The 12,371-nt window shown below is 27.6% G+C and carries 6 protein-coding genes, 1 pseudogene and 2 riboswitches; of the genes and pseudogenes, 4 read left to right on the forward strand and 3 right to left on the reverse strand.

Annotated elements, in window-relative coordinates; genetic code table 11:
• Nucleotides 1–7: 7 nt before the first annotated feature.
• Both BUA48_RS12065 and BUA48_RS12070 read right to left on the reverse strand, forming a co-directional pair.
• Nucleotides 8–1,084 carry a PRK06851 family protein gene (locus BUA48_RS12065; protein WP_072832322.1) on the reverse strand — a complete coding sequence of 359 codons (1,077 nt, stop codon included), beginning with the start codon at nt 1,082–1,084 and terminating at the stop codon, nt 8–10.
• Nucleotides 1,085–1,232: 148 nt separating this feature from the next.
• Nucleotides 1,233–2,420, reverse strand: a complete 1,188-nt coding sequence (locus BUA48_RS12070) for a cation diffusion facilitator family transporter (protein WP_072832323.1) — start codon at nt 2,418–2,420, stop codon at nt 1,233–1,235.
• A 238-nt stretch (nt 2,421–2,658) separates the two neighbouring features.
• On the opposite strand from BUA48_RS12070, the gene BUA48_RS12075 reads away from it, so the two are divergent.
• From BUA48_RS12075 to tnpA, 3 genes and pseudogenes are all read left to right on the forward strand, one after another.
• Nucleotides 2,659–3,558 (forward strand): retron St85 family effector protein, encoded by a 900-nt coding sequence (locus BUA48_RS12075; RefSeq protein ID WP_072832324.1) that lies wholly within the window; start codon nt 2,659–2,661, stop codon nt 3,556–3,558.
• Nucleotides 3,559–3,704: 146 nt separating this feature from the next.
• Nucleotides 3,705–4,766, forward strand: coding sequence for a retron St85 family RNA-directed DNA polymerase (locus BUA48_RS12080; RefSeq protein WP_143147720.1), 1,062 nt, complete (start codon nt 3,705–3,707; stop codon nt 4,764–4,766).
• Between the two features lie 165 nt (nt 4,767–4,931).
• A pseudogene (tnpA, locus tag BUA48_RS12085) lies at nt 4,932–5,364 on the forward strand (IS200/IS605 family transposase).
• Between the two features lie 283 nt (nt 5,365–5,647).
• On the opposite strand, the gene BUA48_RS12090 reads toward tnpA, so the two are convergent.
• Complete coding sequence (locus BUA48_RS12090; RefSeq protein WP_072832326.1) at nt 5,648–6,481, reverse strand: HNH endonuclease; 834 nt, start codon at nt 6,479–6,481, stop codon at nt 5,648–5,650.
• A 1,078-nt stretch (nt 6,482–7,559) separates the two neighbouring features.
• Nucleotides 7,560–7,645, forward strand: a riboswitch (cyclic di-GMP riboswitch).
• Between the two features lie 193 nt (nt 7,646–7,838).
• Between BUA48_RS12090 and BUA48_RS12095 the strand changes: the two genes are divergently transcribed.
• Entirely contained in the window at nt 7,839–11,642 is a 3,804-nt protein-coding gene (locus BUA48_RS12095) for a putative mucin/carbohydrate-binding domain-containing protein (protein ID WP_072832327.1), read from the forward strand.
• A 228-nt stretch (nt 11,643–11,870) separates the two neighbouring features.
• Nucleotides 11,871–11,956: riboswitch (cyclic di-GMP riboswitch) on the forward strand.
• Nucleotides 11,957–12,371: the final 415 nt, after the last annotated feature.

Genomic DNA, 12,371 nt, shown 5'->3' on the forward strand with positions numbered 1-12,371 from the left:
TTATTAATTAAAGTTGATTACATTTATTTATAACGTAATCAAATAAGTCATTTACTTTATCAAAGTTCATAGAGGGAATAAAATAGCTTTCAAGCTTGTCGTGATTTTCTTTACAATCAGTTAAGATTCCAAGAGCCTTATTAAGGATATAATAGAAATCTTGACTAGCAGCAACTATTTTATATTGACTTTTATCTAGAATTTCTTGGTTCATATAATCACTCATATAGAAATGAGTACCTTCAAACTCTAAGTTAGTTAAGGCATTACTAGTTACTATAGCAGTACTTAACTCTGGAATTACAAGGTGTTCTATTTCTTCAGGAACAAGAGGAGAGTGAAGACTAACTATATCTAAACCTCTCTTTAAAGCTTCTTGAGATAAATATTGTAGAATCTCATTTTTACCAGTACCAGGAGCCCCTTCTAAAACATAAACATCTTTGCAATCAAATATAATATCTTTAATATAAGTTACAATTCCATTAGGGGTAAAACCAGTTGCAAAAAGATGTCTATTTTCACCAGTATGACTTATAGGCATAGGTAATATTTTAGCTTTTAAATCCTCTTGTAATTGATGTACTTTATCCAAATTTATAGCCTTATAATTTAATTCTTTCCAGTCGTCATAAATGGATCTAGCAGCAGAGATATATTTATAAACTCTTGTAAATCCATTACTAATATAATTTTGAGTATCTACTATTTGATCTTTATGGTCTTTTAAAAGCTCTTCATTCCAGCAATCTCCAAAGTTAAGAACTTCATCTACAACCCCAGGAACTACAGGATCAGTTACATGAGGAGCAGTTCCATCTAAAAGAGAAACCTTAAGCTCTTTAATTACAACACCATCTAGAGAATCATTGTCAGAAGAACAATGATGATATTCAACTTCGTAACCTTTTTCTAAATAATATTCTCCAACTTTTTTCATAAATGAAGATTTACCAGTACCTGGGCCACCTTTGATGCAGAAGATTCTATTAGCTTCCTCTACAGGTAAGATATATTTAAAATAATTAAAGAATCCATCTGGTGTATTAGCGCCAGGAAAATAATGTTTTATCTTTTTAGTCAAAATAAATCACACTCCTTTGAGATACTTATACATTATATTCATTTAATGGAAATAAGTTGAATTAAAAATTTCGAATTAACAAAAAAATAAAGCTTATTAATGTTTAATTATATTAAACATTAATAAGCTTATAGTTTTAAAAGTAAAACTAAGATATTCCTAAAAAGTCCCTATCCACAGTAATTATTGCATTATATTCAGGATAGAAATTCTTTAAAGAAGCATTGATTTTTTCAGCAAGTACATCTTCCTCCTGAAAAGATAAATGAATATCTGCATCAACAACTATATCGAAGATTATATTCTTAACATCACCTTCACCAACGATTCTAAAGTCATGCATAGATTTAACCTCAGGGTAGTTTTTAAGAATTTTTAAAGTTAAATCCTGAGCAGCTTGAACTTCCTTACAATCTGTATTAATAGGGTCCATATGAATAACTAAAGTTAAACTAAGCTCCCTAGAAATTTCTCTTTCAGCCCTATCAATAACTTCATGAATCTTAGCAATAGGAGAATTCATAGGAACTTCAGCATGTATTGTAGCAATACATCTTCCAGGACCATAATTGTGAATAATTAAATCATGAACCCCACCTATATATTCATAACTAAACATTTTACTCTTAATAGCTTCAACTAATTCTGGTTCAGGAGCTTCACCTAAAAGAGGATCTAAAGTTTCCTTAATTAAATTGAAACCAGAATATATAATAAATAAAGCAACAGCAATACCTATATAACCATCAATCGGAAAAGTAATCCAATTAGAAAGTAAAAGAGATAAAGCAACAACGCTAGAAGTAATAACATCAGCAAAAGCATCAGTAGATGCAGCCTTAAGTGCTTGAGAATTAATTTTTTCCCCTAAGAAAACATTAAATTTACCCATCCATATCTTAGTAAAGATAGATAAAACAAGTAGAGAAAAAATTATAATATTAAAAGCTATAGGTTTAGGATCAGTAATCCTACTAAAAGAGCTTTTAACAAATTGAATACCCACAAGCAACACAAGGAAAGAAACAATAAGCGCTGAAATATACTCAATTCTTCCGTGTCCAAAAGGATGTTCCTTATCAGGTGGTTTTGAAGATAATTTAAATCCTAGGATAGTAATTAGGGAAGAAGCCGAATCAGAGAAATTATTAAAGGCATCCGCAGTAACAGCAATACTACCAGAAATAATCCCCACAGAAAGCTTCACTATAAATAAAATAAGATTTAGAATTAGTCCCATTACTCCACCCAAATATCCATAGGAGTTTCTAACAGACCTATCCGTCACATTATCATAGTCTTTAACAAACTTAGTGACTAAAAAATTAGATAACAAAAAATATCACCTACTTATAAAAATATTAAGTTAAAAATCAATATATATATTATAAGGCTTATACAGGGAAATGTATACGTAGTAAAAGTATGTAAAAATAAATAATATAAGTAATTGGATAAGTGGCAAATATATGTTAAAGAACAATATATTATTAAAAACTAAATTAACATATGGAAATTATTTAGATATTAATGTAAAATTATAGATAGAATATTTTGAAACTTGGAGAGTTATAATGACTAAATATGAATTGTTTTATAAGTCAATTGATAAATTATATAATGAAGTTTATAAAAATATAAATAGAGAGTATATTGATGTATTCTTATGTGGTGGAGTAAGCACTAATAATAAGTGTATTAGAGATATAGTCAGAGAAAAAATGGAGAAAAATAACATAAGAGTATTATATCCAGAAGATATGTTTATGGATACATTAGCTAAGAATAGAGATAAAGATTTATTAAGTTTGGAAAAGTTTTTAGCAGAGAATAGTGATATTATTTGTGTACTTCCAGAAAGTGCAGGTTCATTTGTTGAGCTAGGAGCTTTCACTAATAATAATCAAACTCTAGAGAAGCTTTTTGTTATGATAAATAAAAAATATGAAAAAGATAAAAGTTTTATAATTATGGGACCGGTAAAATATATTATAAACAAGAAAGGAAAGGAAAGGATTGTTTTTTATAAGGGTGATGAGCTTGATAAGGTTGTAAAAAAAATAGGAGAGGAATTTAAGAAATTTATAAAAGAAAACGGAAAACAAGATATAGCTATTAATACAATAATAGGTGAATATAATTTTATCCCATTATTACTATATTTTATAAAAAGAGTTTCGTTAAGGGACTTGGAGGACATTATTACTGAGATGTATACTAGAAATAATATAAATATGAAACAGTTTAAATTAATTTTAGGGGCTTCAATTAAATTATTATATAGACATAAATTAATTAATAAGCATATAATTTATGGAACAATATCATTAACTCATAAGGGTAATGACTATATTAAAGGTATTTTGAGAAATTTACCTATAAATGAATCAAATAAGTTGTTTGATTATATTAGATATGGTATAATTTTGTCTGAGTTAAATGGGAACACCCCTTTAGAAAGCACTATGTTGTAACAAAAATAGTACTAGTTATTTGCATAGTCGAAGATGATTCGTCTTCATAAGTATATAGCAAAATATAATTTAAATTAAATCGATTAATTCATTCACAGCTGTGAATAACTTAAACGATTTAATCTAAAAAGATTTATGGTAAAGGGGTGTTAACAATTAAAAATTTAAAGTATAGCAATTCCATGATTCTTGAAACATTAGGATTACCTAAGATTTATGATATTGAATCATTCTCTACAGAAATTGGACTAAGTCCTAAAATATTATATTTATTATCTCAAAAACAATATTTGTTTTATCAAAATAAGCAGATTCCTAAAAAAGATGGAAGTAGTAGACAGATTAGTATTCCTAGTACTTCGTTAAAATTAGTCCAAAAATGGATTAAAATAAAAATGTTGGATAAATTACCGTTATCAGATTTTTCAATGGCATTTAGAAAAGGCAAAAGTTATGGAATTAAAAAAAATGCAGAATTACATAAATATGATTCTTATATATTGAAAATTGATTTGAAGGATTTTTTTCATAGTATTAATAAAACAAAGGTATTTTATTTGTTTAAAGGGGTAGGGTACAATAATTTAATAGCTAATATTCTTACTAATATATGTACATATGAAGATAGGGTTCCACAAGGAGCAATCACTTCTCCAGTGATATCTAATTTAATATGCAAAAAATTAGATTATAGATTAAGTGGAGTTGCAAGTAAAAGGGGAATTTCTTACACAAGGTATGCAGATGATATGTATTTTTCATGTGATGATGAAATTTTATTAAGAAAGGCACAGAATATTATATATAAAATAATTAAGGAGGACGATTTTATAATCAATAATAAAAAGATTAAATTTATGAGTCCACACTCTAAAAAATTTGTTACTGGATTAATAATTAATGATACTAAAGTTCTTGTTCCAAAAGAAATGAAAAGAAAAGTACGAAGCATGCTTCATCATGCTATAGCAACAGGGGATTATAACAATATTGACTCTATTAAAGGATATATTTCATTTATTTCCAGTATAGAAAAGGATTATAGAATTAAAATAGAAAAGTATTGTGAAGAACTAATAGATAAAAAGCAATACAGAGTTTCTAATGATCTTGTAGATAAGTATAATAATAATAATTTTTTAAAAACTAAAAGTATGGAGTACATACAGGATACAGAATTTAATGAGTATGAAGAGTTAATATTTTAAGTTTAAGTATAAAAAGTTATCTTTATTATATAAGGAGATTTAGGTTTATTAAACTGTTATGGTTAAATATAATTAATATTGCAAAATTAATAGGTTTGACTAATGATAGTATAATTTTAAAGAGGTTTATTTTGTAATGGGGAATAGTAGTTGAGAATATAGTAAGTGAATTACAAGTATCATATAGCTTTTCACACTAGAGTATAGAAGATAAATTGTTTATGGAAAGATAAAGCTAGATGTTGGAATAATGTTAAGAAAGCTTTGTAAACATAAAGTCGTAGAAATAATAGAAGCTAATCCTTGTAAGGGTGACATAAATATGCTTGTAAGCATACCACCAAAGCTTAGTGTTTCTCAGTTTATGGGATATATTAATGGGAAGAGTTTATTAATGATTTTTGATAGAAATGCAAATTTAAAATACAAATATGTAAATAGATAGTTTAGGTGTAAGGGATATTATGTTGATACAGTGAGTAGAAATAAAAAGGAAATTGAGGAGCATATAAAAAATACAAGAAGATACATAATAGGAATAGATAAGCTCAAAATAATATATTTACGCGTTTTATTGGAAATCCTGATTTTATTTTAGAATGAACCGTATCACAAGTAATATTAGAAAGTTAAATTACGAATAGAAAATTTGAAAGCATGGGAATATGCAAATACAAGAAAAGTATATCTAAGAATTGCAAACAGTCAAAATTTATCTAGAACACTAACAAATGACTACATAAAAGAATAAGGGTTCATAACATTAATCGAAAGTTATTCAAGATTTAGGTAATTCTATTGAACCACCGTGTACCGAAGGGTACGCACGGTGGTGTTAGAAGCCGATAGATAAAATAATTATATATCTCATATTAGATTAATTATTTAGGTGCACTATAAAGGTTTGCTTTGCCAGGAACATCTTCAAAGATAAAACCAAATTTTTGTTGTGACCAAACTAAAAAGTTTCCGTTACTCTGACCACATTCAGGACAATGTAGAGAAGAACTATCATGTTTATCTTTATGCCATGAACACAATATGAAATGAAGTCCACAAGATAGGCATTTAGCTTTTTTCTGTGTAAATGTGGCTGTAGTATTAATCAAGGTTTCTAAAAGGTGAATCCCTTTAACTGAAATGTTAATTTGATTCTTATTAACTTCTATATATCCTTTTGATAATAGTTCGATTATAGACATTGGGTATTGACCCTCAGATTTTTCTTGAGAAACTATATGTTGAGTTCCAATAACTATAACCTGGAAAGAATTATTATGGAAACTATTTACCAATATTGGAGATTGTTCGCTCAGTGATGTGGTCAAGATGTACATAGCCTCATTACTCAAAGGCTCTTCAAGAGTCTTCTTCTTGAGTGATTCTACTAAAGTAGAAGAAATCATTTCTATTTCATTTCTTGTTAACGGTTTAAAAGCGGGAAGTTTGCCATTAATGACCATGTCATAAACAGTATCTCTTGACTTTTTTAGTTCTAAACTAGTAAATTTTCTAGTCATGTTAGTGATTGTATGAATGCTAGCATGACAATCAATACAAATAGGAATAAGATTGTCAATATCATCTGTACCTCCATCATTTTTTTCAATAATATGATGAACTTGAATTTTTAAGGGTAAGAAGTTTCTACATACACAACAGTGTCGAGCACTTTTGGATAGAACTTCTGCTACAATATTATCTGGAATTGCCATATATAATACACCTGTCCTTTTTAAAAATAATAAGAATTAAATATATTATATCATAATTATATATAATTTGGTCAATATATCCAAAGCGTTTCGAGCTATGCAGATTAAGTGAAATATATATTTGCTAACATTTATAAATATATAATATAGTAGTGAGTTATAGAATATAATAAGCAAAATTATGTAGCTTGATTTTTAAATAAAAGAATGTTCATTAATATAACATTGTTATATTATGATTTTTATGAAATACAAAGAAAATATTAATGAGAGATACTGATTAAATAAAAATCACTATGTAACTATAGTCTATTTATGATTTTATAGTTACATATTTTTATAAAAATATAAAAATAATAAATGGATGATTAAAAAGATTAATCCTAAGAAAATCAGAAAAAATCGTAGATTTCATGTGTCTAATCTTCATGGAATACTTAACTTTTAAGTTAAAATGCAATTATTGATCATAAGAAAAATATAGAAGATAAAACCGAAGCACTCACGTAAATTTTGATCAAGAATTAAAACTACAATGAAAAGGAACAAAATAGAATAAGTATAACACAAAGAAAATTCCAATTTATAGAAATGATTATTAAAATTTGTTTGTGTTTATTTTTTTATAAAGGTTTAATATACTATAAGTAAGAATAAAATCTATCACTTTGGTATTTTTATTTATCCTAGTGAGTGTAAATAAGAAAAGCTTAGTGCTGGTAACACTAAGCCATCCTTAGAACAAAAGCAGATAAAATAAATCTATGATTTATATTTAGTCGCTTTCACAGTGTGGTTATTTTGTTTTAGGGCTATTGGATTAGATTTATATTTAAATTATGAATCTTAAAAAAAGTGCTAATCTTTGTGGGATGGGGCACTTTTTTCTTTGCTTTTAACTGCTATGATGAAGTATCACTTATGGTTTTAGAAAGATAAAATATAAGCTAATCAAACAGGAGACATATAAGTTATAAAATAAAGAATATGAATATTTATAAGAAAATAATGTTAAATAATTCAGGAATATGTCAATAAAACACTTGAGATATAAGAAAGATATGGTAAAATGAGATTAAAATTAAATAGGCAAACTTAGAGAAATTTAAGGACGCAAAGCTAAAGGGGCTAAGGTTTTAAGAACTATGCCAGCCAGTTGCCGGAGATATTAAATCTTTGTAGTATACTAATATGCTTATATTGCTATACTTATATTTCTATGCAAACTTTAGCTATTCTTAATTTAAGGGTAGCTTTTTTAGTTGCTTTATAGATTATATAGTTTTATGAGTAGGTAAACTTCTATTATGACTAATATTGATGGACTTGCATTTAAAAAATAGGAGGAGAAAGACATATGAAAAGAAACTTTGTAAAAGCAGTAGCTATTAGTTTGATGATTTCAGGGATTACATCATCGGTAGCTAATGCAAGCACTATTATTGATTACAGTGAGGTGAATTCTACTGGGGATAAGAGCTCTATAGAGGCTAAGACTTTGATTAACTCATATTTTGCATTTGAAAATATATGGGGTGGATCAGCTTTAAAATTAGAGTTTGACAATAGCACAATGAAAATAAATGCTGTAAGTCAATCAGGGAATTTTGGAAACTCAAATGATAACTTCACAGTTAAAGTAATTGATAGAAACACTAAGGAAGCAATTATAAATGAAACTGCAGATAGTAAATATGTAGGAGATTTCGTAAAGAAAATTAATGGTAAGGACTTTAAGTATGGGGATATAATATGCCTTAATATAGCTTCAGCTTCAGGATTAAAGAGTCCTACATTATTCACACAGGATAAATCAGTAGGAACAAATTGTGTGGATAAGTTGCAATACTTTGAAATAAGAGAATATGGAATTGTAGATTATATACCAGATACAAAGGTGTCGCCTTTAAAGATATTAGGTGCTGGTATAGTAAAGCAAACTACTCTTACGGGAGTTACAGCTCCAAAGGTTAATATAAAAGTTGTGGTTGAAGGAAGAGAGTTTAAGACAGTATCTAATGATAATGGTGAGTTTAGTGTAGATATAGAAAGCAATGAAGGTTTTACTACTTATACTAAAATAGAAATTAATACTGGGGAAATTAAGGTTGATGTTTATCCAGAGGTATTAAACCAAAAGAATTTAAAACAAGAAACTAATACGGGGTATAGCTATATACTAAATGCTGATTTAGAGACATTAACAACTCCTTTTGATGGAAATATATTATACGGAAGAAGTTTATTAAGTGAAGAAGGTAAGAAAGCGTGGGACTTAGCTTATAAATCATTATTGAAATATGATAACACAGAAAATAAGTATCCAAGAGATTCTGCTGGGAATGTTGAATTTTATATGGATTATGAGTCTCATGGAATCACAATATCAGAAGAGGAAGCTCAATATATACAAAAGTATTTATTTAGAAATGATCCAAGAATGTTTTTATTAAAGGACTGGGGTGCAAAACCAGTTTATAAGAATGGAGTAGTAATAGGGCAAAAGTTTTATATAGGAAATGGATCACAAAACGGAGATGAGTATAAGCAGTGGCTTTTACAAACTGAAGAAGCTGTTTCATATATATTAAGTAAAGTAACTCCAGATATGAATCTTTATCAAATAATAAAGACTGTACAATCAGAGTTTGAGCATATGGTTAGTTATAAAAATGTAGATTTATGTGGTGATATGAGAGGTACTTTTATAACTAAAGAGGCTATATGTGGTGGCTATGCAAAGGGATTTGAATATTTACTTTTAAGATTAGGTATAGAAAATGCATATGTAAATGGACATGCAGGTGGGCCTCATGCATGGAATAATATAAATCTTTATGGTAATTGGTATGTAGCTGATAGTACTTGGGGCGGAAAGAACTGGTACTTAAGAGGATATGAAGATAGTAAAAATCATGCTCCATATGATACATATCATGTTATGCCTAAAATAGCTGCGGATAGTATTCCTTGGAATTTAGGAGATAGAGGACAAAGTATAGCAGAGTTAACTGGTGTTGTTAATTATGAAAACAACAATGATGGAAAAGTTAAAATTACCTATGAAGATAAAAATAATTTAAATAAAACAATGCATATAAACACAAGCTTAAATGGGTACAAGCCTATTGAAATGACTAGAGATAAAAATGGTCTTTGGAATGCAACTATTTCTTATGATAATAGCACTGAGGATACTTTTGATTTTTATTTCACAGTAGATGAAAAATTTAATACACTTGGGAATGTAAAAGCAAATAATTTAACAGTTAAGTCCTTTGAAAAGGGAATGAAGAATATAGTTTTATCTAAATTAAATGCAACTGTGGATGATTTAAAAGAATTAATAAATAAATGTAATTTTACAAAAGAGGATTACACAAAGACAAGTTTTGAAAATTACAAAAGGGTTTTAGATTATGCAGTAAAACTTTCTAGTGATGAAAATGCTTCAAGAGTTGCGATAGCATTAACATATAAAGAGCTTAAAGAGTCTATAAATAGTTTAATAAAAACAAATAAAATAGAATTTAAGGGATATAACAATGAGGTGTTCTTAAAACTAAGTTTTGATACTGAGAATAAGAGGTTTATTGCAGAATCAAATGGTAAGATGGTACACCCATATCAATACTCAAGAATTTATGTAAAGGTACAGCACTTTGATAAAAAGGGAAATTTGAAAAATGAGTACTCAGTAAGAGCTGATGATACAGCTGATAAGATGGCAGAGGCTTTAAATAAGGGAACTTATGTTGAGGGGGATTACCTAAAACTTAGCCACCTTGAGCAAAATGGAAGACTTGCTATAAATGGATATGTAGAGAGTTCACCTAAGGATTTAAGTACAGGTGCTTTAGGAGTTGATTTATCAAATTCATTTTTCTATCTTCTTGGAGAAAATTTAAAATACTCAAATGAGCAATTAGATTTATCAGCAGATAAGACAGAATTAATTAATAAGATAAATGAAATGAAGATAATAACACATGAAAACTATACAAAGACAAGCTATTCTAATTTAAAAGCAGAGATAAAGAGAGCTGAAGCTTTAGTAAATTCAACTAATGTTTTAGAAGAGGAAATTATTAAAGCTATTGAAGATTTAAATTTAGCAAAAGAGAGTTTAAGAGAATTAAATGAAATTATATTTAAAGGATATAACAATAATGAGTTTTTAAAATTATCCTTTGATAGTGAAAATAAGATTTTTAAAGCTCTATCTAATGGTGAAGTTGCCAATAGATATATAGGTGGAAAATATATAGAATTAATTCATTGTGATAAAAAAGGAAATGAAAAAGGAAAATATTCTATAAGAGGTACTGAAACAGCTGATAATTTAGTTGCGGCTTTAAATAATTTATCTTATGGTGATGGAGATTATTTAAAGTTATATCATGCAGAAAAGAATGGAAGATTAGTAGTGAAGGGGTATGTAGAAAATGTACCATTTGATTTAAGTAATGGTGTAAGAGATTTAGATTTAAGTACATCTTTATTTTATTTAAATGGAGAGAATTTTAAATACTCAAGTGAACAATTAGATTTATCAGCAGATAAAACAAAGCTAATAGAAAAGATAAAGGAAGCTAAAAAGTTTTTAAAAGAAGAATATACTAAGACATCCTATGATAACTTACAAATTACTATAAAAAAAGCAGAAGAAGTGGTAAATAGTAAAAATGTATTGGAAGAGGAAATAGCTAAAGAACTAGAGATTATAGAAAGTTCTATTATAAACTTAAGAGAAGTTAATAATATAGAATTTAAGGGCTATAACAATGAGGTGTTCTTAAAGCTAAGTTTTGATACTGAGAGTAAGAAATTTATTGCAGAATCAAATGGTAAGATGGTACATCCATATCAATACTCAAGGGTTTATGTAAAGATACAACATTTTGATAAAGATGGAAACTTGAAAAATGAGTATTCAGTAAGAGCCGATGATACAGCTGATAAAATGGCAGAGGCTTTAAATAAAGGAACTTATGTTGAGGGGGATTACCTAAAGCTTAGTCACCTTGAGCAAAATGGAAGACTTGTTATAAATGGATATGTAGAGAATTCACCTAAGGATTTAAGCACAGGTGCTTTAGGAGTTGATTTAGCAAATTCATTCTTCTATCTTGTTGGAGAAAATTTAAAGTACTCAAATTAAGGTTATAGTTAAGAGAAAATTTTTATAAAATAATATAATGCTTTCAAAATAAATTTATATTTACTTACTACATTTATTAAAGTTGTAGTAAGTAAATATTCTTTAATAAAATAGAAGAAAGTTAAAAAAGAAAGAAAATTAATATTTATAAGAAATTAATGTTAAAAAAATCAGAAATATGTAAAAAAAGTACTTGTAATATAATAAATATGTGGTAAAATAGGTTTATAACTAAATAGGCAAACTTAGAGAAATTTAAGGACGCAAAGCCAAAGGGGCTACAGTTTTTAGAACTACGCCAGCCAGTTGCCGGAGATATTAAATCTTTGTAGTATACTTGTAATTTATATTTCTATGCAAACTTTAGCTACTCTTAATTTAAGGGTAGCTTTTTTAAATGGGTTTATAGAATAGATAGTTTATAAGTAAGAGAAATTTTTAATTAAGATTAATATTGATGGGTATATATTAAAAATAGTGTTGACTTGGATTCTAAGATTAGAGCTTCACTATAAAACGATGAAGATAAATAAATTATAACAAACTATAGGAAAAATGCGCAGTGTTTTAGGTGCGTAAAATAAGTTGCGAGAGATTAAAAAAATAACTTAAGATGAAGATAATTTAACGAAAGAATTAATGTAAACGAAAGTTTAGATTGAAGCGAGTTTGTTGAAATGACAACAAAAACCAATTAACAGTTGAGTCCTTTGTGAAGGGCATGAATAA

This window comes from Clostridium collagenovorans DSM 3089 (genome assembly GCF_900130005.1).
GTDB classification, from domain to species: Bacteria; Bacillota; Clostridia; order Clostridiales; family Clostridiaceae; genus Clostridium_D; species Clostridium_D collagenovorans.